Source organism: Vreelandella sulfidaeris Esulfide1, assembly GCF_054072535.1.
Genome location: NZ_CM133364.1, coordinates 64,406 through 91,070, shown reverse-complemented (window position 1 = coordinate 91,070; position 26,665 = coordinate 64,406). Strand labels below are relative to the sequence as shown.

The 26,665-nt window shown below is 54.4% G+C and carries 18 protein-coding genes and 3 rRNA genes; 11 read left to right on the top strand and 10 right to left on the bottom strand.

The genetic code is table 11. The features are described from left to right. The first annotated feature begins 71 nt into the window (after positions 1-71). The 3 genes from flgM to ACW44H_RS00380 all read left to right on the top strand — a co-directional run bounded on the left by flgM (position 72) and on the right by ACW44H_RS00380 (position 1,618). Positions 72-338, top strand: coding sequence for a flagellar biosynthesis anti-sigma factor FlgM (gene flgM / locus ACW44H_RS00390; RefSeq protein ID WP_457506181.1), 267 nt, complete (start codon positions 72-74; stop codon positions 336-338). 13 nt (positions 339-351) lie between these two features. Beyond that, entirely contained in the window at positions 352-801 is a 450-nt protein-coding gene (locus tag ACW44H_RS00385) for a flagella synthesis protein FlgN (RefSeq protein ID WP_457506180.1), read from the top strand. Between the two features lie 76 nt (positions 802-877). Then, positions 878-1,618: an SDR family NAD(P)-dependent oxidoreductase gene (locus ACW44H_RS00380; protein WP_457506179.1), complete on the top strand. Its 741-nt coding sequence runs from the start codon at positions 878-880 to the stop codon at positions 1,616-1,618. A 187-nt stretch (positions 1,619-1,805) separates the two neighbouring features. Here ACW44H_RS00380 and rrf read toward each other — a convergent pair. From rrf to lldD, 4 genes are all read right to left on the bottom strand, one after another. Continuing rightward, positions 1,806-1,921: ribosomal RNA gene (rrf, locus tag ACW44H_RS00375) — 5S ribosomal RNA — on the bottom strand. Positions 1,922-2,074: 153 nt separating this feature from the next. Continuing rightward, positions 2,075-4,964: ribosomal RNA gene (locus ACW44H_RS00370) — 23S ribosomal RNA — on the bottom strand. Between the two features lie 247 nt (positions 4,965-5,211). Next, positions 5,212-6,740: ribosomal RNA gene (locus ACW44H_RS00365) — 16S ribosomal RNA — on the bottom strand. The 16S, 23S and 5S rRNA genes sit together here, the layout of an rRNA operon. Before the next feature lie 471 nt (positions 6,741-7,211). Then, positions 7,212-8,363 (bottom strand): FMN-dependent L-lactate dehydrogenase LldD, encoded by a 1,152-nt coding sequence (gene lldD / locus ACW44H_RS00360; protein ID WP_457506178.1) that lies wholly within the window; start codon positions 8,361-8,363, stop codon positions 7,212-7,214. Positions 8,364-8,626: 263 nt separating this feature from the next. On the opposite strand from lldD, the gene ACW44H_RS00355 reads away from it, so the two are divergent. The 3 genes from ACW44H_RS00355 to ACW44H_RS00345 are packed head-to-tail and all read left to right on the top strand — an operon-like array spanning position 8,627 to position 12,691. Then, positions 8,627-9,400, top strand: a complete 774-nt coding sequence (locus ACW44H_RS00355; RefSeq protein WP_113271249.1) for a GntR family transcriptional regulator — start codon at positions 8,627-8,629, stop codon at positions 9,398-9,400. Further along, on the top strand, positions 9,397-11,316 hold the full coding sequence (locus ACW44H_RS00350; RefSeq protein ID WP_457506177.1) for a sensor histidine kinase: 1,920 nt from the start codon (positions 9,397-9,399) through the stop codon (positions 11,314-11,316). The genes ACW44H_RS00355 and ACW44H_RS00350 overlap by 4 nt, the downstream gene beginning before the upstream one ends. Continuing rightward, a complete protein-coding gene (locus ACW44H_RS00345) occupies positions 11,309-12,691 on the top strand; it encodes a sigma-54-dependent transcriptional regulator (protein WP_457506176.1) in 1,383 nt (460 codons plus the stop codon). Before ACW44H_RS00350 ends, ACW44H_RS00345 begins: the two co-directional genes overlap by 8 nt. Here ACW44H_RS00345 and ACW44H_RS00340 read toward each other — a convergent pair. The 3 genes from ACW44H_RS00340 to ACW44H_RS00330 all read right to left on the bottom strand — a co-directional run bounded on the left by ACW44H_RS00340 (position 12,667) and on the right by ACW44H_RS00330 (position 15,390). After that, positions 12,667-13,338: a metal-dependent hydrolase gene (locus ACW44H_RS00340; RefSeq protein ID WP_457506175.1), complete on the bottom strand. Its 672-nt coding sequence runs from the start codon at positions 13,336-13,338 to the stop codon at positions 12,667-12,669. The two genes, ACW44H_RS00345 and ACW44H_RS00340, sit on opposite strands and share 25 nt — an antisense overlap. Positions 13,339-13,442: 104 nt before the next feature. Beyond that, positions 13,443-13,988 (bottom strand): gamma carbonic anhydrase family protein, encoded by a 546-nt coding sequence (locus tag ACW44H_RS00335; protein ID WP_457506174.1) that lies wholly within the window; start codon positions 13,986-13,988, stop codon positions 13,443-13,445. A 61-nt stretch (positions 13,989-14,049) separates the two neighbouring features. Next, on the bottom strand, positions 14,050-15,390 hold the full coding sequence (locus ACW44H_RS00330; protein WP_457506173.1) for a sodium-dependent transporter: 1,341 nt from the start codon (positions 15,388-15,390) through the stop codon (positions 14,050-14,052). A gap of 204 nt (positions 15,391-15,594) precedes the next feature. Between ACW44H_RS00330 and prlC the strand changes: the two genes are divergently transcribed. The 4 genes from prlC (at position 15,595) to ACW44H_RS00310 (ending at position 21,566) form a co-directional block, all read left to right on the top strand. Continuing rightward, on the top strand, positions 15,595-17,643 hold the full coding sequence (gene prlC / locus ACW44H_RS00325; protein ID WP_457506172.1) for an oligopeptidase A: 2,049 nt from the start codon (positions 15,595-15,597) through the stop codon (positions 17,641-17,643). A gap of 61 nt (positions 17,644-17,704) precedes the next feature. Then, the gene (locus ACW44H_RS00320; RefSeq protein WP_113271241.1) at positions 17,705-17,956 is read left to right on the top strand and encodes a YheV family putative zinc ribbon protein; all 252 of its coding nucleotides are present in this window, start codon (positions 17,705-17,707) and stop codon (positions 17,954-17,956) included. 314 nt (positions 17,957-18,270) lie between these two features. Continuing rightward, entirely contained in the window at positions 18,271-19,263 is a 993-nt protein-coding gene (locus ACW44H_RS00315; protein ID WP_457506171.1) for a TAXI family TRAP transporter solute-binding subunit, read from the top strand. Positions 19,264-19,364: 101 nt separating this feature from the next. Continuing rightward, positions 19,365-21,566 (top strand): TRAP transporter permease, encoded by a 2,202-nt coding sequence (locus ACW44H_RS00310; protein WP_457506170.1) that lies wholly within the window; start codon positions 19,365-19,367, stop codon positions 21,564-21,566. 95 nt (positions 21,567-21,661) lie between these two features. Here ACW44H_RS00310 and metF read toward each other — a convergent pair whose 3' ends face one another. Then, a complete protein-coding gene (metF, locus tag ACW44H_RS00305; protein WP_113271237.1) occupies positions 21,662-22,504 on the bottom strand; it encodes a methylenetetrahydrofolate reductase [NAD(P)H] in 843 nt (280 codons plus the stop codon). A 142-nt stretch (positions 22,505-22,646) separates the two neighbouring features. Here metF and ACW44H_RS00300 point away from each other — a divergent pair, with 142 nt between their 5' ends. Next, positions 22,647-23,582 (top strand): AEC family transporter, encoded by a 936-nt coding sequence (locus tag ACW44H_RS00300; RefSeq protein ID WP_457506169.1) that lies wholly within the window; start codon positions 22,647-22,649, stop codon positions 23,580-23,582. Positions 23,583-23,599: 17 nt separating this feature from the next. On the opposite strand, the gene ligB is transcribed toward ACW44H_RS00300, so the two are convergent. Both ligB and metK read right to left on the bottom strand, forming a co-directional pair. Then, positions 23,600-25,276 carry an NAD-dependent DNA ligase LigB gene (gene ligB, locus ACW44H_RS00295; RefSeq protein ID WP_457506168.1) on the bottom strand — a complete coding sequence of 559 codons (1,677 nt, stop codon included), beginning with the start codon at positions 25,274-25,276 and terminating at the stop codon, positions 23,600-23,602. 138 nt (positions 25,277-25,414) lie between these two features. Continuing rightward, the gene (gene metK, locus ACW44H_RS00290; protein WP_113271235.1) at positions 25,415-26,635 is read right to left on the bottom strand and encodes a methionine adenosyltransferase; all 1,221 of its coding nucleotides are present in this window, start codon (positions 26,633-26,635) and stop codon (positions 25,415-25,417) included. Positions 26,636-26,665: the final 30 nt, after the last annotated feature.

Sequence of the window (26,665 nt, the reverse complement as noted above, 5' to 3'; positions counted from 1 at the left end):
GCTGCCGATATTCTGTTATACAAGCTACACTAAGCGCCAAGCGCATCGACGTTGACGATGAGGCAGACAACGTGAAAATTGATAACATTAATTCGCTATTACGCTCGAATCAAACTCAGCAGCGGGATGAAACCCAAAAAGCTGACAGCGTAACGCCCGCCACAGCGGGTGGTACAACTCGCGAATCGACTCAACTGAGTCAATCAAGTATTGATGAATCTCAGGATATCGATGCCGCCAAGGTGGAAGAGATTCGAGACGCTATTCGCGAAGGGCGCCTTGAAATGCACGCCGACCGTATCGCCGAGGGCTTAATTGCCAATCTTAAAGATTTATAAGGGGACGCTTTAAATGAGCCTTGCATCCTTGCTTACCGATCAACAACAGCGCCTTGATGCGCTCATTTCGTTGTTGTCTAGCGAGCAAAATTTACTGACGCAAGGGGACATTGATGGTGATGCGTTATCCCAAGTCGCACTAGAAAAGCAATCGCTGTTGGCCGAGCTAGAGCGTATTGAGACTGGGCGCTGCAATGTGCAAAAACGTCTTGGCTACCCCGAAGGTGCTAGCGGTGCCCGAGAAGCAGCTAAAGATGCTGGCTGCCAAGCAGCCTGGGAAAGTTTGCTTGAAAAAAGTGAGCGGGCTGCACGTATGAACGAATTAACGGGCCAGATGCTGTCAGTACGTATGAAGCATAATCAAGCAATGCTCGATTATATTCGTCAGATCGCTGAAAAAACGCTCTATAAGCCAGATGGTCGTAACAGTGCCCAGCCGGGTAGAATCAACGCTTCCGCTTGATCTATTTCCTCGACAAGCGTCCTGCATGACGCTTCAGTGAAAGGCCTCCTCCCTAGCAGGATTTCAAAGGCTTTCCATGTTCCATTTACTGCCTCATCATTATACAGCGCTGGTTGTTGGCGCATCGGGAGGAATCGGTGCTGCCATCATTAAGCAGCTGTTGTCTTCTGCTCAGGTCGGCCAGATTATTACCGTTAGCCGACAAACACTATCCATTGATGATCCTCGTATTACACAACTAACTCTTGATGTCTCTCAAGAGCACGGCCGACAAGCGCTTAAGCAAGCATTGGCCGCCCAGCCAATCCATTTATTTTTTAATGCTATCGGCACGCTCCATGATGAAGCCCATCATCTACAGCCCGAAAAACGACTTGACCAGCTTAGTGTAGACAACTTAACACAGGTCATGAATGTTAACGCTTTTACACCCATCTTGCTGTTAGCAGCACTTCAAGACTCTTTCAAAGGATCACATCCTGCGATTATTGCCAGTCTTTCCGCACGCGTGGGTTCCATCACCGATAATCAGTTAGGCGGCTGGTACAGCTACCGTGCCAGTAAAGCCGCTAATAATATGCTTCTGAAAACCGCCGCTATAGAGCTCAAACGGCTAAATAAGCAATCGGTTGTCCTATGCCTACACCCTGGCACCACCGACACCGCCCTCTCTAAACCTTTTCAAGCAAGGGTGCCGAACGAAAAGCTATTCTCGCCTACCTATGTCGCCGAGCAGTTGCTGGCCGTCATCGCCGATCGAACCCCGGAGGATAGCGGTAGCTTTTGGGATTGGAACGGCCAGCCTATCGAATGGTGAAACCGCTAGTCATATCTCGCCGTTGACTCTGTCATCGCGAGTGCAGCGCGGCGACCTTGTTGCGGGACCACCAGCAACCGAGATGGCCACGTCGCTGCGCTCCTCGCCATGACCTGGCGTTTTAATTTTCTTCCAGGCAGCAAAAAGCCCCGAACACTGAGTGCTCGGGGCTTTTTACGGTATAAGTGCCTGACGATGACCTACTCTCGCATGGGGAGACCCCACACTACCATCGGCGCTAAGCGGTTTCACTGCTGAGTTCGGCAAGGGATCAGGTGGTTCACGCTCGCTATGGTCGTCAGGCGTAACTGGCTATGTACATCATGCTGACTAGCGTTTGCTAAATTGTGATCGTCTCATTGCTTGCCGCCCTGACGTTATGTCGCTTGGGCCACACGCTGCGTATCCGGTGTTTCATGTGTCGTTATCATCACGACCAGACCCCTTGGGTGTTATAGGGTCAAGCCTCACGGGCCATTAGTACACGTTAGCTCAACGCCTTGCAGCGCTTCCACACCGTGCCTATCAACCAGCTGGTCTCGCTGGGCCCTTCAGGAGGCTCTAGGCCTCAGGGATGTCTCATCTTGAAGGGGGCTTCCCGCTTAGATGCTTTCAGCGGTTATCCCGTCCGACCATAGCTACCCGGCAATGCCACTGGCGTGACAACCGGAACACCAGAGGGTCGTCCACTCCGGTCCTCTCGTACTAGGAGCAGCCCTTCTCAAACATCCAACGCCCACGGCAGATAGGGACCGAACTGTCTCACGACGTTCTAAACCCAGCTCGCGTACCACTTTAAATGGCGAACAGCCATACCCTTGGGACCGACTTCAGCCCCAGGATGTGATGAGCCGACATCGAGGTGCCAAACACCGCCGTCGATGTGAACTCTTGGGCGGTATCAGCCTGTTATCCCCGGAGTACCTTTTATCCGTTGAGCGATGGCCCTTCCATACAGAACCACCGGATCACTAGAACCTGCTTTCGCACCTGCTCGACGTGTCTGTCTCGCAGTCAAGCACCCTTATGCTCTTGCACTCAATGCACGATGTCCGACCGTGCTGAGGGTACCTTCGTGCTCCTCCGTTACTCTTTAGGAGGAGACCGCCCCAGTCAAACTACCCACCACACACTGTCCTCGATCCGGATAACGGACCTGAGTGAGAACGCCAATGATGCCAGGCTGGTATTTCAAGGTTGGCTCCCTTCGAACTGGCGTCCGAAGTTCAAAGCCTCCCAGCTATCCTACACAGGCAACATCAGCGTCCAGTGTGAAGCTATAGTAAAGGTTCACGGGGTCTTTCCGTCTAGCCGCGGGTACACCGCATCTTCACGGCGATTTCAATTTCACTGAGTCTCGGGTGGAGACAGCGTGGCCATCATTACGCCATTCGTGCAGGTCGGAACTTACCCGACAAGGAATTTCGCTACCTTAGGACCGTTATAGTTACGGCCGCCGTTTACCGGGGCTTCAATCAAGAGCTTCGCCTTACGGCTAACACCATCATTTAACCTTCCGGCACCGGGCAGGCGTCACACCCTATACGTCCGCTTGCGCGTTAGCAGAGTGCTGTGTTTTTAATAAACAGTTGCAGCCACCTGGTATCTTCGACCGGTTCGGGCTTAGAGAGCAAGTCTCATCACCCTACGCCGGCGTGCCTTCTCCCGAAGTTACGGCACCATTTTGCCTAGTTCCTTCACCCGAGTTCTCTCAAGCGCCTTGGGATTCTCACCCTGACCACCTGTGTCGGTTTGGGGTACGGTCGCACATGATCTGAAGCTTAGAGGCTTTTCCTGGAAGCGTGGCATCAGTGACTTCCTGACCGTGGTCAGTTCGTTTCGCATCTCGGCTTTAAGATCCCGGATTTGCCTAAGATCTCGGCCTACATGCTTTCACCAGGACAACCAACGCCTGGCTCACCTAGCCTTCTTCGTCCCCCCATCGCAACCATGTCCGGTACGGGAATATTGACCCGTTTCCCATCGACTACGCCTTTCGGCCTCGCCTTAGGGGCCGACTCACTCTGCTCCGATTAGCGTCGAACAGAAACCCTTGGTCTTCCGGCGAGGGAGTTTTTCACTCCCTTTATCGTTACTCATGTCAGCATTCGCACTCGTGATACCTCCAGCGAACTTCTCAATTCACCTTCATTGGCTTACACGACGCTCCTCTACCGCTCACACCTAAGTGTGAACCCGTAGCTTCGGTACCTGGTTTAGCCCCGTTACATCTTCCGCGCAGGCCGACTCGACTAGTGAGCTATTACGCTTTCTTTAAAGGATGGCTGCTTCTAAGCCAACCTCCTAGCTGTCTGAGCCTTCCCACATCGTTTCCCACTTAACCAGGATTTCGGGACCTTAGCTGACGGTCTGGGTTGTTTCCCTTTTCACGACGGACGTTAGCACCCGCCGTGTGTCTCCCACGCGTTACTCACCGGTATTCGGAGTTTGCCTCGGGTTGGTAAGTCGGGATGACCCCCTAGCCGAAACAGTGCTCTACCCCCGGCGGTACTACATGAGGCGCTACCTAAATAGCTTTCGAGGAGAACCAGCTATCTCCGAGCTTGATTAGCCTTTCACTCCGATCCACAAGTCATCCAAATCTTTTTCAACAGATCCTGGTTCGGGCCTCCAATTGATGTTACTCAATCTTCACCCTGCTCATGGATAGATCGCTCGGTTTCGGGTCTATATCCAGCGACTGTGTCGCCCAGTTAAGACTCGGTTTCCCTACGGCTCCCCTATACGGTTAACCTCGCCACTGAATATAAGTCGCTGACCCATTATACAAAAGGTACGCAGTCACAGAACAAGTCTGCTCCTACTGCTTGTACGCACACGGTTTCAGGATCTATTTCACTCCCCTCTCCGGGGTTCTTTTCGCCTTTCCCTCACGGTACTGGTTCACTATCGGTCAGCCAGGAGTATTTAGCCTTGGAGGATGGTCCCCCCGTCTTCAGTCAAGGTTTCTCGTGCCCCGACCTACTCGATTTCACATGATCAGATTTTCGACTACGGGGCTATCACCCGCTACGGCCGCGCTTCCCAACGCGTTCGCCTAATCAGTCTCATGCTTAAGGGCTGGTCCCCGTTCGCTCGCCGCTACTAGGGGAATCTCGGTTGATTTCTTTTCCTCAGGGTACTTAGATGTTTCAGTTCCCCTGGTTCGCCTCGTACATCTATGTATTCAATGCACGATACTCATCTTATGATGAGTGGGTTTCCCCATTCAGAGATGTCCGGGTCACAGGTTGTTGCCACCTCACCGAACCTTATCGCAGGCTACCACGTCTTTCATCGCCTCTGGCTGCCTAGGCATCCACCGTGTGCGCTTCATTGCTTGACCCTATAACCCGAAGGAGTCTGGGGTTCGCAATGATAACGTTTCATTTTGCCGGATACGCTTGAGACGTATCACAATTTAAGAAGCACTTCCTAAGAAGTGTTCTTGTCAGCATGATATACATTGTTAAAGAGCGACTGCTAGAAGCAGTGATAAGGCAACGCTCTAGGCGTGTGGCTTATCACTGCTCATCAACAGCTATCTGATCAGGTAATTCATTGTGGACGCTTACTGACTGTGACGCATCGTTTAAGGAGGTGATCCAGCCGCAGGTTCCCCTACGGCTACCTTGTTACGACTTCACCCCAGTCATGAACCACACCGTGGTGATCGCCCTCTTGCGTTAGGCTAACCACTTCTGGTGCAGTCCACTCCCATGGTGTGACGGGCGGTGTGTACAAGGCCCGGGAACGTATTCACCGTGACATTCTGATTCACGATTACTAGCGATTCCGACTTCACGGAGTCGAGTTGCAGACTCCGATCCGGACTGAGACCGGCTTTAAGGGATTCGCTGACTCTCGCGAGCTCGCAGCCCTTTGTACCGGCCATTGTAGCACGTGTGTAGCCCTACCCGTAAGGGCCATGATGACTTGACGTCGTCCCCACCTTCCTCCGGTTTGTCACCGGCAGTCTCCTTAGAGTTCCCGCCATTACGCGCTGGCAAATAAGGACAAGGGTTGCGCTCGTTACGGGACTTAACCCAACATTTCACAACACGAGCTGACGACAGCCATGCAGCACCTGTCTCTGCGTTCCCGAAGGCACCCCGGAATCTCTTCCGGGTTCGCAGGATGTCAAGGGTAGGTAAGGTTCTTCGCGTTGCATCGAATTAAACCACATGCTCCACCGCTTGTGCGGGCCCCCGTCAATTCATTTGAGTTTTAACCTTGCGGCCGTACTCCCCAGGCGGTCGACTTATCGCGTTAACTTCGCCACAAAGTGCGCTAGGCACCCAACGGCTGGTCGACATCGTTTACGGCGTGGACTACCAGGGTATCTAATCCTGTTTGCTACCCACGCTTTCGCACCTCAGTGTCAGTGTCAGTCCAGAAGGCCGCCTTCGCCACTGGTATTCCTCCCGATCTCTACGCATTTCACCGCTACACCGGGAATTCTACCTTCCTCTCCTGCACTCTAGCCTGACAGTTCCGGATGCCGTTCCCAGGTTGAGCCCGGGGCTTTCACAACCGGCTTATCAAGCCACCTACGCGCGCTTTACGCCCAGTAATTCCGATTAACGCTTGCACCCTCCGTATTACCGCGGCTGCTGGCACGGAGTTAGCCGGTGCTTCTTCTGCGAGTGATGTCTTTCCTGGCGGGTATTAACCGCCAGGCGTTCTTCCTCGCTGAAAGTGCTTTACAACCCGAGGGCCTTCTTCACACACGCGGCATGGCTGGATCAGGGTTGCCCCCATTGTCCAATATTCCCCACTGCTGCCTCCCGTAGGAGTTCGGGCCGTGTCTCAGTCCCGATGTGGCTGATCATCCTCTCAGACCAGCTACGGATCGTCGCCTTGGTGAGCCGTTACCTCACCAACCAGCTAATCCGACATAGGCTCATCCAATAGCGGGAGCCGAAGCCCCCTTTCTCCCGTAGGACGTATGCGGTATTAGCCTGGGTTTCCCCAGGTTATCCCCCACTACCGGGCAGATTCCTATGCATTACTCACCCGTCCGCCGCTCGTCAGCATCCCGAAGGACCTGCTACCGCTCGACTTGCATGTGTTAGGCCTGCCGCCAGCGTTCAATCTGAGCCATGATCAAACTCTTCAGTTTAAAATCATTGTGATCCTTACTCGTCACTCGAAAGTAACAAAAGCGGATCAAACTTGGCTCAAGGTTCAAACGAATTCATTTCAATTTACATTGACATGACCGCTTGCCTTGATATTTGGTGATTTGTCACCAACGTCAGCAAGCGCCCACATGAATTACCTGATCAAATTGTTAAAGAGCTGTTTCGCTGTGGCGGCTCTACGAGCTACCTGGCTGGCCGTTGACTTGGCTTGCCTCAGCGAGGAAGGCGTATTCTACGCATTTCCTGGTGGTTGTCAAGGGCGTTGTTTTCGATGTAAACCTGACCACATCTCAAATCGCCAACTGCCTGACAAACCGAAGGTTTTTACACCTTATGCACCGCTGGTAACGCTTGGCGTCCCCGGCAGCGGATGCGTACTTTACGGGCTCAAAGACGGGTTGGCAAGGGCTTTTTTAGATTGGTTTTATTAAAGATCCTAGCAAAGCGAATTAGAGGTGAGGTATCGAATTGGGCACCAACGAGTCAGTTCCGAGATCGGCGATGCTACGCGCTCCGGTAAGCGTCATTGCCACCCGCATTTCCTTTTCGAATAGCTCGAGCAAATGAGCAACCCCGGCCTCCCCGGCAGTAGCAAGTGCATAGATAAACGCACGCCCAAGCAATACAGCATCGGCCCCCATAGCGATCATCCTTACGACATCAAGCCCGCTGCGTATACCAGAGTCGGCCAGTATAGCGATATCACCTTTAACCGCATCGGCAATGGCAGGCATAGCCCGTGCCGTAGAAAGAACCCCATCGAGCTGACGTCCGCCATGATTGGAAACCACGATACCGTCCGCACCAAAGCGAACTGCGTCACGGGCATCTTCAGGGTCAAGTATCCCCTTGATGATCATCGGGCCATCCCAGAAGTCCCGGATCCACTCAAGATCCTTCCAAGAGATAGCCGGATCGAAGTTGTCCCCAAGCCAGGCAATATAGTCTTCCAGCTCCGTTGGCTTACCGCGATAATCAGACACGTTGCCCAGATCATGGGGGCGACCATTAACACCTACATCCCAAGCCCAAAAAGGGTGCATTGCAGCCTGGGCCATGCGCCGAATCGGCCCGTACTTTCCACTCATGCCGGAATGAGCATCGCGATAGCGCGCCCCCGGTACCGGCATATCAACGGTGAAAACCAGCGTCTTGACACCCGCAGCTTTGGCTTTTTCCAGAGCATGCTTCATGAAGCCCCGGTCTTTCAGTACATAGAGCTGAAACCAGATAGGCCGATCAATGGCCGAGGCCACTTCATCAATTGGACATACCGATACCGTTGAAAGCGTGAAGGGTATGCCTTTCTTGGCAGCAGCCCGCGCCGCCTGCACCTCACCGCGCCTGGCATACATACCTGCCAACCCTACCGGCGCCAGGGCAATCGGCATGGCAAGGGTTTCACCGAATAGCTTGGTTTCAAGCGATAGCGACGACATGTCTTTGAGCACGCGCTGACGCAACGCAATACCGGACAGATCCTCAACATTGCTTCGCAAGGTATGTTCGGTATAAGAGCCGCCATCCGCGTAATGAAATAGGAAGGGCGGTATGCGGCGTTTGGCAGCCTTGCGGTAGTCAGTGGATGCAGAAATGATCATGGCGAGCCCTATGCAATGGATGCGCTCTATACTGGCGCCCAAATAAGAATTGGTTTTACCAATTGACAAAAAATAAGATCAACATTATTGCGCCGCTATGAGAGTGTCAAACGTTGATGCGGCTTTATATCGCCTAATAGCGCTATACTTTAGTAAAAGCTCTATTCGTAAAACTGGCAGCGTTACACCCCACCCTTCATTCCCTTGAGCTAAAGCGCCAAAGCTCTTAATATTGGTCTTACCAATTAAAGGAGCTAACCAAGATGAGCTACCCACCGCTCCGCCAGCAGCGTTTGGCAGATGTTATCACTGAGCGTCTAGAAGCCATGATGTTGGAAGGTAGCCTGAAGCCAGGACAGCGCCTACCTCCCGAACGTGAATTAGCCGAACGCTTTGGCGTCTCGCGCCCTTCTTTACGCGAAGCCATACAAAAATTAGCTGCTCGGGGTTTATTGACCAGTCGCCAAGGGGGCGGCACCTTTGTAAATGATGATCTCAGCAATGGCTATACCGACCCATTGCTGGAAATGCTTTCCCGTCATGATGAGTTCAACCTAGATTTACTCGAATTCCGCGACGCCATGGAAGGAATCTCTGCCTATTACGCTGCGCTGCGATCAACCCCTGCCGACAAGGCCATTCTGATCCAGCGCTTTGAAGAGCTCGACGGCGGGTTTGCAGGTGCCGATCCTATCCAAGAAGCGAAGCTTGATGCGGCATTCCACCTCGCCATTGCCGAGGCCGCCCATAATGTCCTGCTGCTGCATACCATTCGTGGCATTTTTCACTTGTTAGAAAAAAGTATTGTCAATAACTTGGCCCATTTGTTTGCCAAGGAAGGCTCGCGCAGCCAGTTAATGCAACAGCACCGCGCCCTGCTCAATGCCATCTTAGAAGGTCGCGCTGAGGACGCCCGTGCTCGCGCCCATGAACACCTTGTGTTTGTTGAAGAAGGGCTGCTTGAGATGGCCAGGGCTGAGACGCGCGCCCAACGTGCACTTCGTCGCGCCCAAGGCACTAGCAAGACACTGGCATGAAAAGGGCAGCCACGAACAACCAAGTGCCCGCCCCTTTGCCACTACGCTGGCGGCGTTTGTGGCTACTGGTCATTTCACTCGGCTTGCTGTTTTGTATGTGGCAGGCAGCTCAACTGGCACGCGAACAAGCGCTTTCCAACTTGCAGGACGAGGCTGAAAACGAGCTGCGGCTGTCCGCCGCCAACCTAAACGGCTATTTGCTACGCTACGACTACCTGCCGCAAATGCTGGCTACTCGGGAAGGCGTGCAACGCTTTTTAGCCTCCCCCAACAGCCAAGACCCGATGCCGCTGAATATGCTGTTAGACCGTTTCCGCTTTACAGCAGACGTATCGGATGTCTATTTACTTAACCGCGATGGCGACACTATCGCGGCCAGCAACTGGCATCGCCCCAACACGTTTATTGGTCAGAACTATGCGTTTCGTTCCTACTACACTGATGCTATTGCAGGCGGACAGGGACGCTTTTTTGGGTTAGGAATCAAGTCCCTTGAACGGGGTTACTATTTTTCATCTCCGGTGTGGCTAGACGACACATCACCAGATTCACGGCCAGACGGCGTGTTAGTGGTTAAAGTACTACTAGACGACGTTGAAGAGAGCTGGGCAGAGCAGGATGCTGAACTATTTGTCACTGATAGCGACAATATTATATTTATGGCCAGCCACCCAGAGTTGCGCATGAATGCGCTCTATCCGCTTACTGATGAACAACGCCAAACCCTACGCGATACGCGCCGCTATGCTATGGAGCCATTGACACCCTCAGGCATTGAAATCAATGCCCCTTACGGCCTGGGTAGCCAACTGGTAAGTTTTTCTCAAGGTCCGCTAAGCGGTGGGGACTACCTCAGCTTGACTCGGCCTATCCCCGAGTTTGGCTGGCAAATGCATATCTTAAAGCCGCTAACACCGGTGATTAGCGCTCAGTGGATCGCCGCCCTCATGGCGGGCGGTCTCTACGGCATGGTCGCTCTCGGCGCGGGTATTGGCTGGCAGCGTCTAAGACTACGCCGAGAGCGGGAGGCATTTGCCGATCGCGAGCGTAACACCTTGGCCCGCGTCCGCGATGAATTAGAGGTTAGCGTAGAACGCCGCACCCGAGATTTGGTGGCCAGCAACCAGCGCCTTTCTGATGAAATTGAAGAGCGCCGCCGAGCCGAAGCCAATCTACGACAAACCCAAGACGAGCTTATTCAAGCAGCAAAGCTTGCCGTACTAGGACAACTCGCCGCGGGTATCAATCATGAACTCAATCAGCCGTTAGCGGCTATTCGCGCTTACGCGGAGAACGCTCGCCGCTTTATGGCATTAGCACGCCACGAAAAAGCAGATGCTAACCTTGAACAAATTGTTGAGCTAACAGAGCGCATGGCAGATATCAGCGCCCAGCTGCGTCAGTTCTCGCGTAAAAGCAGCGAGCGTCAGGAGACTATTTCAGTACAAGCCTGTATCGATTACGCCTTGCGTCTGTTTCAGAGCCGCATCCGCGAAGGCAATATTACTATTATTCAGAATTGGCCCGATGAAACGTTATGGGTAAAAGGCGACTTGGTCCGCCTGGAACAGGTCTTGGTTAATTTAATCGGCAATGCACTACAGGCTATGAAAGCGGTGCCAGCACCACAACTAACACTCGGCGCCCATACACACCAACACCAGGTCATTATTAGCGTTACAGATAGCGGACCCGGTATTCCTGAAGAGCACTTAGGGCATATTTTTGAACCTTTCTTTACCACCAAAGCGCCGGGGAGTGGCTTAGGCCTGGGACTCTCCATTTCTTCACGTATCATGGACGACTTAGGCGGAAAGCTGCAGGCTGCCAATCAAGCCGGTGGGGGAGCCTGCTTCACCATTACGCTACCTCACTCAACATTTACTCAAGCCCAGGAGCACTCCCACTATGCATGAGCCGTCGACGCTGCCGGTCATGGTGATCGACGACGAACCGCATCTGCGGATCACCGCCAGCCAAACGCTCGAACTTGCCGGTTATACGCCCTACTGCTTTGAATCGGCGGAACAAGCCCTGGCGGCATTAACCCCCAACTTCCCTGGGGTGATCGTTAGCGACATTCGCATGCCGGGGATGGATGGCATGTCGTTACTGCATGAGTTACACAACCGCGACGCTACCTTGCCGATCATTTTAATCACCGGGCATGGCGATATTTCTACCGCGGTAGAAGCGATGCGGGCCGGCGCCTGGGACTTTCTTGAGAAGCCCTTTGCCGGTGATCAGCTACTGGATGTGGTGCGCCGTGGTATTGAAAAGCGCCAGCTCAGCTTGGAAAACCACCGCCTTAAAGCCGAACTGGAAGTGCAACAAGCCGCGTTAGGTCCCCGCTTGGTTGGCCGCACACCGATCATTTCTCGACTAGCAGCTATGATCCAGCGCATCAGCCAAGTAGAAGCCGACGTACTGCTGTTTGGCGAGACAGGTACCGGCAAAGATTTGGTAGCCCGCGCTATCCACGAGCGTAGCGCCCGGCGCAATAGCCCATTTATGGCGATCAACTGCGGCGCGGTACCCGAGAACACCATTGAGTCCGAGCTGTTTGGCCATGAAAAAGGTGCCTTCACCGGTGCCGTAGAGCGGCGCATTGGGAAGTTTGAACACGCTAACGGCGGCACGGTGTTTTTGGATGAAATTGAATCAATGCCCATGGCGCTACAAGTCAAACTGCTGCGGGTACTACAAGAGCGCAGCGTGGAACGGCTTGGCGCCAATGAAACCGTTCCGCTCGATATTCGCGTGATTGCGGCCACCAAGGTGGATCTCAAGGCAGCCTCCGAAGAGGGAAATTTCCGCGAGGACCTTTACTACCGCCTGAACGTGGTCACCCTGCCGCTGCCCGCCCTGCGCGAGCGGCGCGAGGATATCCCTTTACTGTTTCAACACTTTGCCGTCGTCGCTGCCAACCGCAGCGGGCTGGAAGCTCCTACTCTCGATAGTCCTGCGATTGCCGCCCTGCTAGCCCATGATTGGCCCGGTAACGTACGTGAGCTACGCAACCTAGCCGAGCGCTACGTACTACTCGGCGCTGCCTTTGACTATCGCCTGGATGCACTGCTGGAAGGGGCCAACGCTGACACCGAAGAACCCACGCTGCCGCGCCAAGTTGAGCTGTTCGAAAAGAGCCTAATTAGCCAATCGCTAGCGCGTTACCACGGCCGGGTAACCGACGTTTGTCGTCACCTAGGCATTCCGCGCAAAACCTTTTACGACAAGCTTAAGAAGCACGGGCTCAATGCCGACGACTATCGCCACAGTAGCGAACCTTGATGTAGCAACTCACCCAACACTGACCAAGGCGGCACCCAGGGAATTAACGTTAACGTCACAATCAGCATCAACAGATTGGACATAGGCCGCCGGCTATCGCCTAACTTGAGCGCCGTTCCGAACGAGCGCTTCAACCGGGCGCCTTCAAGATCAACACTGTAGACCTCATCCAAACTCAAGTGGATGACAAACCCTACCAACGTAGCTGCACCGTGAGACCACGCCGACCACGCGGGCTGGTCGAGCAAGTTAAAACTTAACGCGGCGGTGAGTAGGCTACATAGCCCACCTGCTAGAAGGGAGTGCCAAATACCGCGATGAACGGTCAAACGCGAAAATAGCAAGCTGGCCAAATAGCGCACACAGAAGTAGATCCCACCGCAGGCAATCAATAGCGCACCCGGCGTCAACCATGGTTGGAGCACCAATGCGCCCAGCACTAAGGCAGGCACTGAAAGTAAGTTAAAAATCAAACGGATAGAGTGAGACCGATCGGCATCAATATCGGGCAAAATGCCCCCGAACGTCACGAGCGCAATCATCATTACCGCTTGGGAAGGCGGCCACCATTGCGCTTTCCAGCCTGCGTAAGCTACCAGCATGCCGCCCGCCGCTGCCACCGTAATATGCGTGCGAAAATTAGCCATGACACGGCACCCCAGAAAACTGGATAAATTAACAGATTTCTGGCGGCCGCGACATGACTTATTAAGGGAAAAATTTGGCTGAGCAGTTGCTTAGAAAAAGGACGTTAACGGGGTGTTTCTGCCAAAAAGCGGTCTTTTAACTTAACGTAGTTGCCTGCGGTATAAGGAAAGAAAGTGCGTTCTTTATCTTTAAGCGGGCGCAGCGCTTTGGCCGGATTGCCTGCATAAACGTAGCCACTTTCCAGATGCTTGCCCGGCGTCACCACTGCGCCTGCGGCAATAATAACTTCGTCCTCCACCACCGCGCCATCCATTACAATCGCCCCCATCCCGACAAGGATTCGACTTCCTAACGTGCAGCCATGCAAAATCGCTTTATGGCCGATGGTCACGTCTTCGCCAATGGTGAGCGGAAAACCCTCGGGGCTAAAATCACTGGCGTGGGTAATATGTAGCACACTGCCATCCTGCACGCTGGTCCGGGCACCGATGCGGATACGGTGCATATCGCCACGGATAACGGCCATTGGCCACACGGAGCAGTCATCACCCAGTACTACATCGCCGATAACCACACAGGCCGGATCAATATAAACGCGCTCGCCCAGCTGGGGCTCCATACCTTGATAGCGCCTTAACGCACTGCTCATAATCGCTCCTAGGGTTCTGATGGACAGTTCTAATCGGCAGTTAAAGAATTTGATTCCTGCACTATAGCAACCCGGCCAGTAGAACAATAAAGGTAAGCGGAATCGACACCCAGCGGATGGTATTACGCCACACCAAGTAGCCGCTTTCACCAACGCCCAGCGCACTGACCACTCTCCCACGGGGCATTACCCAGGCTGCAAACGTCGCAATTAACAAGCCGCCCAATGGCAGGAAGACATCCGGCGGAATACTACTGACAAGCTCAAATATATTGCGCCCAAGCAACGGCCGGAACTCCGCCAAGGATGAAAAAGAAAAGGCCGATAATAGCCCAATCAGCCATACGCTAAGCGCCACGATCGCCGTCGAGATACTCCGGCGCATTCCCAGCCCCTGCAGCGTAGCGACCATGGGTTCCGCCAGATTAATCGCCGATGTCCAAGTGGCTAGCAGCAATAATAAAAAGAACACGCTTAGCCATACCGAGCCCCCCGGCAGCTCAGAAAAGGCGATGGGCAAGGTAACAAACATCAAGCCTGGGCCGTCGGCAGGGTCCATACCCTGGGCAAATACCACCGAGAAAATAGCGATCCCAGCCAATAGCGCCACACTGATATCGAGCACCGCAACCGCTACCGCCGCTTTGGGCAGGCTCTGCTCTTCCGGCATATAAGCGCCATACGCCATCAGTGCACAAGCCCCCACTGCCAAGGTAAAGAACGCATGGCCCATCGCATGTACCACCACGGATGGCGTCAATGCCTCGAAAGAGGGCAGAAACAGCCATGCCAGCGCCGTACCAAAGCCATCGGTGGTCGCGGCATAGCCCGCCAGTAGCAGTAACAGCAGGTATAACAGTGGCATCAGCAGGTTATTCAACCGCTCCAGCCCCTTGGCAACGCCCGCCGCTACAACGGTCATGGTCATAAATAGAAACAGCGAGTGATTAAAGATTAGCAGCCCTGGGTTGGCTAAAAACGCTTCAAAGCCAGCGCCGATCTCAGCGGCACTCGCGCCATTGAAGTTGCCGTTGACGGAAGCCACTAGAAATTCAATCGACCAGCCGGACACCACCGAATAGAACGACAAGATACAGAACACGGTGAACGCCCCGAAAAGCCCCAGCCAGCGCCAGTGAGGCGAAGCGCCCGCCTCGGCCGCCAAGGCCCCCAGCGCCTGCATCGGCCCGCGCCGTCCGGCGCGCCCAATCAATATCTCCGCCATCATCACCGGAATACCCAGTAGCAGTACAAACGCCACGTAAATCAGCAAAAAGGCCGCACCACCGTTCTCCCCAGCCACATAAGGGAAGCGCCAGATGTTGCCTAACCCCACCGCAGCACCTGTTACCGCCAAGATAAAGGCCCGCTTCGACCCCCAGCGCTCCAGCGTCTCGCTCATCACATGCTCCTGCCATTGGTGGCATTAAAAGGCGGCAAGACTAGCAGGCGCTTGCGTGCAGGCCAAACCCTGAGTGCAAACCGAGTAGACAACCTAGCATTGAAGCGGGTATTGAAACACGGCCCCACCGCCCGCACTGTGTCATTATTGTCGCGTGTTTTGCGCTCACTATGGTTTTTAAAAACGATACCAATCGAGGTGCCCATGTCCTCCAATCCGCTGCTTGAAACGCACGAGCTGCCCCCTTTTGCTGAGATTCGCGCCGAGCACGTGGAGCCCGCCGTGGAAACGCTGCTGAGCGAAAGTCGCGAAGCCATTGATCGCCTCGCCGCACAGGCAGCCGCCACCCCGCCAAACTGGGACAATTTTGCGGTGCCGCTTGAAGCTGTTAATGACCGACTGACGAAAGCGTGGTCACCGGTGTCACACCTTAACGGCACCATGAACTTCCCTGAGTTGCGCGAGGCGTACCAGGCATGTCTTGAGAAGCTATCCGCCTTTGGCACTTGGGTAGGCCAACACGAAGAGCTGTTTCATGGCTGGCAGGCGCTGAAAGAAGGCCCGGCTTGGGAAGAATTAGATGCTGCCCAACGACGAACCGTAGAAAATGCCCTACGTGATTTTCGACTTGCCGGTGTGGATCTTCCCGCCGACAAGAAAGCCCGCTACGGCGAGATTCAGTCACGCCTTTCACTGCTGTCTAACCAGTTCTCTAATAATGTGCTGGATGCTACTCAAGCATGGCACAAAGATATCGATAGCCCAGAGGCGTTAGCAGGCGTGCCGGAAAGCGCCCTCGACACATTAAAAGCTACCGCTGAAGCCAAGGGCGCAGCGGGCTACCGTATTACCTTGGATTTCCCCAGCTTTTTCCCGGTGGTTAGCTATGCCGACAACCGGGAACTACGCCGCGAGATATATACCGCCTTTGTTACCCGCGCGTCAGATCAAGGGCCAGACGCAGGCAAATTCGATAACGCCGCCATCATGGAAGAGATATTGGCGCTACGCAGCGAAATTGCCCAGCTACTCGGTTTTGCGACCTATGCTGATTATTCGCTGGCCACCAAAATGGCGGAATCCCCCGAGCAGGTGCTCGACTTTCTCAACGATTTAGCCCGCCGGGCGCTGCCCCAGGCTAAAGAGGAGTTTGCCGAGCTAAGTGACTACGCCCGGGACGAACTTGGCCTGGAAACGTTAGAGCCCTGGGATGTTGCCTATGCCAGTGAAAAGCTGCGCGAAGCGCGCCATGCGATCTCGCAAGAGCAGCTTCGCCCCTATTTTCCGGCCCCCCGAGTGGTCGACGGCCTGTTCCAGGTAGTTGAACGCCTTTACGGCGTGCGTTTCGAAGAAGATACCGAAGCGCCCCGCTATCACCCTGACGTCCGCTATTTCCGTATCACTGAAAATGGCCAGCCGATTGCCGGTTTTTACCTGGATCTCTACGCCCGTGAAGGTAAGCGCGGTGGTGCCTGGATGGCTGATTGCCGGGTACGCCGCCAAACGGAAAACGGCCTTCAACTGCCGGTCGCTTTTCTGACGTGCAATTTCACTGCCCCGGTAGGTGGCCGCCCTGCGCTGCTCACCCACGATGAGGTGACTACCCTGTTCCACGAGTTTGGTCACGGCCTTCACCATATGCTGACCAAGCAGCATATTGCCGATATCTCCGGCATTAATGGCGTTGCCTGGGATGCGGTCGAGTTGCCCAGCCAGTTTATGGAAAACTATTGCTGGGAGCGCGAAGGGCTAGACCTGCTCGCCAAACACGTGGATAGCGGTGAACCGCTGCCCGCAGAGCTACTAGAGCGCCTGCAAGCGGCTAAGAATTTTCAGTCCGCCATGGGTATGATGCGCCAAGTAGAGTTTTCGCTGTTTGATCTGCGTTTGCACCATGAGCTTAGCGCCCCCAGCGCCAGCGACGTGCAAGCATTACTCGATGAAGTACGTGAGGCGGTATCAGTGCTGCCCAAGGTATCTTTCAACAGATTCCAGAATAGCTTTGGTCATGTGTTTGCTGGTGGCTATGCTGCTGGTTACTACAGCTACAAGTGGGCGGAAGTTCTTTCGGCAGATGCCTGGAGCGCCTTCGAAGAAACCGGCATCTTCGATCCGGAAACGGGGCAACGCTTCCGCCGCGAAATCCTTGAGCAGGGTGGCGCACGTGATGCGGCTGAGCTGTTTATCGCCTTTCGTGGCCGTGAGCCTAGCGTTGAGCCATTACTACGCCACTGCGGCATCCGTGCCGCTTGATGCTTTTTTGATACGCTTTTCCCATGCGCGGCGCCAAGCCGCCGCGCGCTAGGAGCTTGTTATGTCAACGGTTAAACGTTTTATTGCGGGCGTTACCTGCCCCCGCTGTGCAGAAATGGATCGAATCCGCGCCTGGGAACAAAACGGTATTCGCTACCGTGAATGTGTCAGTTGCGATTTTTTTGAGCAACTGCCCATTGAAGAAGACGCGCTCACCGAAATGACCACTCGCGTTAATCAGGTGCGCGATGACCAGAAGCAGCAAGATGTACAACCTGTGCGCATTCTGGACCCAGGCAAACCTTCTCGCTAACCCCTCCCTATCAAAGGTAGGCCTGCATAATCGGCGCGGGCCTGAAACCGATCATTTCCAAACAGCTCAATATGTGTGCGGTTATCCACACACCTAAAACCCACAGTCGTGCGAACAACCGGACATAATGGCGAAAAGCGCGCTCCACCAAAGTCGAATATAAAATTAATAACCGATTGTTTTTAAAAAAATAAAAATTAAATGGCACAACTATCGCTGTTATAACTCCTGCATTGTCTGATTAATCCGTTCGACTAGCGGTATTGATCGGAACCATCAGACTATAACCCCAATAACAGCTAGGAACTTTCGCCATGCGCAAACCAATGCCTAAAACCTTTACTCTTCTCGCCAGCAGCGCCCTGCTAGTGGCGGCGGCTAGCAGTGCCCAGGCTCAAGAAGACCGTTCCGATTGGCCCGATAACTTTACCGTTGGTACCGCAAGCCAGGGCGGCACTTACTTCGTTTACGGCTCAGGCTGGGCGAATTTTATTGCTGATGAACTGGGTGTATCCGGCGGCGGTGAAGTCACCGGCGGCCCCACTCAAAACTTGGCATTGGTACACACAGGCGACATGGCATTTGGCTTAACCACCATGGGCCCCGCTTCTGATGCCATTAAAGGCGAAAGCCCGTTAGCTCCTGGCATGCAGATGGATAATGTATGCGCTATGTTCCCCATGTACGAAACGCCGTTCTCCATTACCGCACTTTCTGACAGCGGCATTGAGTCCATTTCCGACATTCCTGATGGCGCACGTATCGGTTTTGGCCCAGCTGCCTCAACGTCTGATACCTACTTCCCAGCCATTTTAGAGACCTTAGGCGTGGACTTTGAGCGTCGCAATGGCGGCTGGTCAGACCTCGGCGGTCAGTTGCAGGATGGCCTACTTGACGTTGTAGCGTTCGCTGCCGGCATCCCGATCCCTGCGGTTAGCCAGCTCGAAGTACAGACGGATGTGAATATCATTGAGTTCACAGAAGAAGAAATGGAAACCGTGCTGGAAAACTACCCCGTTGCTGAGTTCATGATTCCGGCCAGCACTTATGAAACGTTAGAAGAAGACGCGCGCGCCGTTTCCATGTGGAACTTTGCGATTGCAGGCTGTGATCTACCGGAAGACTTTGTTTACGAAGTAACCAAAGCGACCATGGAAAACAATGACCGGATGCAGTCCGTTCATCGCAGTGCGGCCACTACGATCCCGGAAAACATCAAGCACAACACCGTTCTGCCGTTTCACCCTGGTGCTGCACGCTGGTACGAAGAGAACGGCTATGACATTGCTGATGACATGATTAACTAAGCAACTTTTATTGCCTTAACTGCCCCGCTTCCGGTTCTGCCGGGCGGGGCAGATTCGCTACTCCCCCCTTTGTCTGCTTTTTGCTGTGAGGGTGAACTCTAATGAGTCACAAAACCGACCAAGAACCCAATGGTCTCAAGGATGATGCCCACGCGGCCTCAGCGATACCCGAGTCTATTGCCGATGGTGTCGATGACGACGTTGTTGAATCAAATCGCCGACTATTTACTGGCTGGCAGTTCCTACTATTTGCGGCATTAGCCATTGTTTACTCTAGCTTTCACCTGATTTCGTTGAACGTATATCCGATGGAAACCTGGTCGTTTCGTATCGTGCATATTGCCGGGGCGTTGGTGCTCGGTTATGGGCTATTTTCCGGCGCCCGTTTTGCTGATGATGGTCACCAAGCCTCGGGAGCTTGGATTAAATGGGCTAGCTACGCGCTACTGATTCCCGCTGCCTATACCCTGGCGCAGGTGTTTGTGATGTACCAGACGCTCAGCGGCGGCGCGATGCGCATCGACCCAAATATCGAGAACTGGCATTACGGCTATCCATTAATGGCGACTACAGCAGGTGCGATCGTACTTTCTTGGTTTTATCGTCAGGCGCGGCATCGCTTCAACCCTGCCGATTTAGTGCTCATGGTATGCGCGCTGGCCAGTGCCGGTTATTTGCTGGTGGCTTATAACACCAATATTCGTATGTCGACGGGCACATCTTTCGCTCCGTCAGGTATTTCATGGGCGGCTATCGCAGGCTCTCTGCTGATTTTGGAACTGACCCGCCGTGTGGCCGGCCTAGCCCTAGTGGTAATCTCTGCGGTCTTCCTCACCTACGTATTTGCTGGCCCTTACTTGCCAGGCTTCTTAGGCTACCCAGGTCTGTCACTGCAACGCTTCTTCAGTCAGGTGTATACCGATGCAGGTATCCTCGGGCCAACGACGGCCGTGTCATCGACCTATATTATTCTGTTCATTATTTTTGCGGCTTTCCTGCAGGCATCAAAAGTAGGCGATTACTTCGTTAACTTTGCCTTTGCTGCAGCAGGCCGTGCCCGTGGCGGCCCCGCCAAGGTGGCTATTTTTGCTTCTGGCTTAATGGGTATGATCAACGGCACATCGGCGGGCAACGTCGTTTCCACTGGCTCATTGACCATTCCCTTGATGAAAAAGGTGGGTTACCCCGCGCGTAGCGCAGGTGCCATAGAAGCCGCCGCTTCAACCGGCGGGCAGATCATGCCACCGATCATGGGCGCAGGTGCTTTCATCATGGCCGAAGTGACCGGTATCCCTTATACCGAAATCGCTATTGCAGCGGTTATCCCGGCGATTCTCTACTTTGCTTCTATCTACTTTATGGTCGACTTTGAAGCCGCCCGTAAAGGCATGCGCGGCATGCGCAAAGATGAAATTCCGCTTTTTTCAAGGCTGGTAAAACAAGTCTACTTGTTCGCGCCGATTATTATCCTGATTGTCGCGCTGTTTATGGGCTATTCAGTCATCCGCGCCGGCACCCTGGCAACGGCCTCAGCCGCCGTGGTTAGCTGGATTTCACCCAATAAAATGGGCCTTCGCGCGATTCTCAAAGCCCTGCAAATCGCAGGCACCATGTCGATTCAGATTATCGCCGTGTGCGCCTGCGCAGGTTTGATCGTCGGGGTTATCTCGCTGACAGGTGTTGGCGCACGCTTCTCGTCACTGCTACTGGGCCTCGCCGGTGTCAGCCAATTACTGGCGCTGGTGTTCGCCATGTTGATCAGCATTTTGCTGGGGATGGGCATGCCCACCACTGCCGCCTATGCGGTGGCCGCGTCGGTGGTTGCTCCTGGCTTGATCAATATCGGCATTGAGCCCCTGATCGCCCACTTCTTTGTGTTCTACTTTGCGGTCGTGTCGGCGATTACCCCGCCGGTTGCCTTGGCCTCTTATGCAGCCGCCGGTATCTCTGGCGACAATCCCATGGGCACATCGGTGGCTTCCTTCAAGATTGGTCTGGCCGCCTTCATCGTGCCGTTCATGTTCTTCTACAGCCCAGCAATGCTGATGGAAGGCTCACCGATGCAGATCCTACGCGTTGGGTTAACTGCGACGCTGGGCATTGTGCTGCTCTCAGGTATGGTGCAGAAATGGTTCTTTGGCCCCGTTAACCTAGTGCAGCGTGTCGTTATGCTGGTAGGCGCGCTGTTTTTAATCTACGGCGGCATCTATACCGACATTGCAGGCCTTGCGATTGGTATCGTGCTATTCATGATGCAGCGTAAGGCTCACGGTGGAGGAAGCAAAGCAGCGCAAGCTGGCTGAGTGCCTTTAACCACTCATCGGCAAGCCTAAAAAACCCCGCTCAACGATTGTTGAGCGGGGTTTTTCATACGTGCAAAGCTGGTCACACAACGAGATTAATCCGTCAGGTTGTCGACGATCTTGAGCACCGGCGCCGCCTGGTTAAGCGTATAGAAGTGCAGCCCCGGCGCGCCTCCCTCCAACAACCGTTGGCAAAGACGGCTCACCACATCAGTCCCGAAAGCGGCAATCGCTTCGCTGTCGTCGCCATAGGACTCTAACTGCTTGCGAATCCAACGCGGGATCTCAGCGCCGCAAGCGTCAGAGAATCGCGCCAGCTTGGTGTAGTTGGTAATCGGCATAATGCCGGGAATAATTGGCTGCTTGACGCCCAGCGCTCGGGCTTTATCAACGAAGTTGAAGTAGGCATCAGCGGTAAAGAAGTATTGGGTAATGGCCATATTGGCCCCCGCCTTCATTTTGCGTGCAAAATTTTCCACATCCTTATCCAGGTTGGCGGCCTGTGGATGCGATTCAGGGTAAGCAGCGACAGCAATATCGAAATGGTCGCCGGTTTCCGCACGAATAAATTCAACCAGTTCGTTGGCATAACGCAACTCGCCAATGCTTCCCATACCTGAAGGCATATCACCTCGCAGCGCGACTAGACTATCCACGCCCTCCTCGCGGTACTGAGCCAGCAGGTCGCGTAATTGCGCTTTCTCGCTACCAATGCAGGAGAGGTGTGGCGCGGTGGTAATGCCACTCTCACTCACCGCTCGCACCACTTCACGGGTACGCGCCTGGGTCGATCCACCGGCGCCATAGGTAACTGAGAAAAAACGCGGCTTGCGGGCGGCCAGCTCATCACGAACATGTATTAGCTTGTCGCGCCCAGCATCGGTATTGGGCGGGAAAAATTCGAAGCTGATACCTAGCGGATGCTCGTGGCTGCTCATGGGAGTTCCTTTTTAGCTCAATAGAAATGATATTTTGGGGTATTCTCGCTGTTCCATTGCGCTGGGGCTAATGAAAGATTCCACGCTCGGCCTTTAATTCGGCTCATGTTCGTCAGTCACAACACACTTTATGGGAGGGTAGATGGATCTTGCACCAGGGGCACTGGTTGGGCCGCTACTGATGTTACTAAGCTATGTGGCGTTAGGCTGGCTTGCCGCCCAACGGCTTAAACTAGACCCTCGCCCCATCGCTACGCTATTGGTTTATCTGATTGCCCCCTTCACCATTTTTCGTGCATTGATGAACGGTGGCCCTACTCCTGACTACTTGCTGCTGACATTAGCGCTGTTCATTTTAACAAGCCTGATGGCTCTGGTGGTACAGCGCATCACTCACCACCGCTTTGGTGAGCAGGAAGCAGCCCTGCTGGCGTTCTCCTCAGGGACGGGCAACACCGGCTATTTTGGCTTACCGATTGCATTGATTCTGCTACCGGCTGAGGGCGTGACGCTTTACCTGTTCTGCATGCTGGGGATCAATATTTACGAATTCACCGTGGGCTTCTATCTAAGTGCGCGCGGGCGCTTCTCGGTCCGCGAAAGTTTGATCAAGATTTCACGCCTACCGCTTATTTACGCGTTCTTATTAGCGTTACTACTGAGCGCCTTTGAGATAACGCTGCCCGCAGGGGTAATGAGTTCGCTGGCAGTGTTCCCCGCCACCTACACGCTGCTGGGCATGATGATTATTGGCATGACGCTCAGTCAGGTGACGCTTTCTGCCTGGGATTCGCGTTTTGTGGCCACTTGCGTGGGCCTGCGCTACCTAATGTGGCCGCTGGTCATGTTAGTAGCCGTTTTAGTATTACAGTGGGTCTCTCCACTCTCCACTGAGCTTGCCATGGCACTGCTATTGATAGGCGTAGTGCCCATGGCCGCTAACGTCGTGGTAGTGGCGATGGAGCTGGGGATTCAGCCGCAAAAAGGTGCGTTAGCGGTGCTGGTCACGACCCTGCTTGCGCCGCTGCTGATTCCCCTCTACCTGGGCTTGATGCTGCGCCTTACCGGGCTTGGTTAGTAATTAAAAGTTAGCGATTAAAAACCGGCAACACCCGCTTCGTTAAGCTGCCGAGCCATGCGCTGTATCTCGGGATGGCTAAAAAACGCCACCAGCGCATCAGCGCGCACCGGGCCGACGCCTGGAACGGCTTGCCACTCTTCACGCTGGTAGCTCGCTAACTCATTCCAATCAGCGCGTACCGCTTCGCTACCCGGCGGCGCACCGAGCGCACTCAGCCATGCCGCAAAAGGCTTACCCTTAGCGATTTGAAACTGCTCAGTGAGCGCGGCGGCAGTGACCTGGCCAATACCATAAGCTTCCTGCAGTTGACGCGACTCAGCGTTCAGCCAGTCCAGTAACTGGGTCACTACTCCCGCGTCCATTAGCGCTTGCCAGGTACCTTCGCCAACACCCTGCATACCTAGCTCTTCGCCAAGATAGGAAAGCCGCGCCAGCAGCTGTGCCTCGCAGCCTGGGGTTAATTCAAAGCAGCTCAGCAGGTGGTAACGCTGCGCCGAAGGCGCGCTCAGCGGCGAACGTTCTTGAGTGTGCCAAACAACCTCCGTTAGCTGAGGAATCGTTAGGCCCGCCAGAGAAACGGCCACCTGGTCGCCGGGGCGAATATCCAATGACTCCCAACGCGCCAGCGAGCCTAGCGAGACGCGGCTGATGCGACGCCCCTCCAGCAGCACCGGATTAAGCCACACCAGCGGCGTCACACGCCCAGTGCGCCCAACGCGAAACTCAATGCCGCGCACTTCAGCCAGCACTTGTTGAGCGGTGTATTTCCAGGCGATGGCCCACTCAGGGGGCGATGATGACCAGCGGCGAATACCAGGACGTTCAGCTTGCTTGATCACCACCCCATCGGTAGCAAAAGGAAGCGGGTTATTGAACCAGTTATCGCGCCAATAGTTGGCATCACGACGATCATCCAGCGGGTAGGTGTAGTCAGCGGTATTAAATCCCAGCGCACTAAGTTGCGCTAAACGATCTTCCATCGTAGTTGGCCCATCGGGCCAGCCCCAAACAAACAGGCCAATACGTTCAAGGGTGGCCGCTGTGGGAGAGGATTGCGCCATTGCTCCCGCCACTGCCCCGCGGGCGCCCGAGGCAGGCGAGCGTGCCTGCACGTGCTGATTTAGCTGCCAATACAGCTCGCCCTGGAATAGCGCAGAAATAGGCTCGGGCAGCGTATTGGGTACGGCAGGTAGCTGACGCACTCGGTTCGTCCAATCTTGGCCCCGCTCGCCATCGCCACGGCTAACGGCTTCAACCAATTCACCATCAGCATAGCGCAGCGTAATCGCCACACCGTCCACTTTAGGCTGAATCCATAGATCTTCGCGCCGGCTGGTAAAGCGCCTGACTTCATCTTCATCTGCCTTGTTAAGCCCACGCTGTGCCGCCGGATGATCAAGGGTGCCGCGACTGTGTGTCACTCGTGAAAGCGGTCGATGGTTGGGCTCGGTGCCTAAACAGCGCTGCCACGTTGCTAGGCGCTCCACGGCTTGGTCGTAAAGGGCATCGTCGACCAGTGCAACGCCCTCGTCATGGTAGGCAATGTCCCAGCGCTGGACCTGTTCGGCTAATGCTTGGCTTTCGTTGGTTAAGCGCTCTTTCGGCCAAGCAGGGCAATTGGCAGCCTGTGCGGAAAAAGTGACAAGCCAGATCAGACTACCCAACAGCCAAGTTCGTACACTCAACAGCATTACTTACCCCTAGCGTTATCCCATAGGCCTTTAGGCTTAGCCTAGCGCAGGGTTTTGAAATAAAGCATAAAAAAAGCCCCTTGGCCGGAGCCAGAGGGGCGATTTCATCCATTGCTTACAAACAGTGTAGCGAATGGCTTACAAATTGGCCGCCTGACGCAACGCATCGGCCTTATCAATTTTTTCCCACGGGAAGGCGGTAAAGGTTTCCGTATGCTGTTCGCCTTTATCATCGCTCCACGTATAGCTGTGCTCAAACGGCGCTCGGCCAAAGTGACCGTAAGCGGCGGTGAGTTGGTACATCGGGTGCAATAAATCAAGCATTTTGGTAATCGCGTAGGGCCGCAGGTCGAAATGTTCGCGTACCAGCGCAACGATCTGCTTATCGTCAATCTTACCGGTACCAAAGGTATCAATAGAGACCGAGGTGGGATCAGCAACCCCAATCGCGTAGGAGACCTGAATCTCACATTTGTCAGCCAAGCCCGCGGCTACTATGTTCTTCGCCACATAGCGGCCCGCATAGGCGGCGCTACGGTCAACCTTAGAAGGGTCTTTACCCGAGAACGCGCCACCACCGTGGCGTGCCATGCCACCATAGGTGTCAACGATGATCTTGCGCCCGGTTAGGCCGCAATCGCCTACCGGACCACCAATGACGAACTTACCGGTTGGGTTAATGTGGTACTGGGTATTCTCATCCAGCCACTCAGCGGGGATCACTTGCTCAATGACCTCACGCTTGATCATTTTGCGCAGATCCTCCTGATTAATCTCAGGATCGTGCTGAGTGGAGAGTACAATGGCATCGACACCACAGGGCTGGCCTTGGGCATTATAGCGAAAGGTTACTTGGCTTTTGGCATCGGGGCGCAGCCACGGCAACAGACCGTTCTTACGCAGTTCGGCCTGACGCTCGACTAAACGGTGCGAGTAGTGGATCGGCGCGGGCATAAACGAATCGGTTTCGTTGGTCGCGTAACCAAACATCAGGCCCTGGTCGCCAGCGCCCTGGTCTTCCGGCTTGGTGCGATCAACCCCCTGGGCAATGTCGACACTCTGCTTACCGATCAGGTTGACCACGCCGCAGGTCGCGCCGTCAAAACCGACGTCAGACGAGTTATAGCCGATGCTAATAATCACATCGCGCACGAGGGTTTCTAAATCAACCCAGGCTGATGTGGTAATTTCACCGGCAATGATCGCCACGCCGGTTTTCACCATCGTTTCACAGGCAACACGCGCCTGTTTATCACGGGCGATAATGGCATCTAACACCGCGTCAGAAATCTGATCGGCAATTTTATCGGGGTGACCTTCGGAGACGGACTCGGAGGTAAACAGGGAATATTCGCTCATCGCGCACTCGACCCTCTGTATGACGGCTGC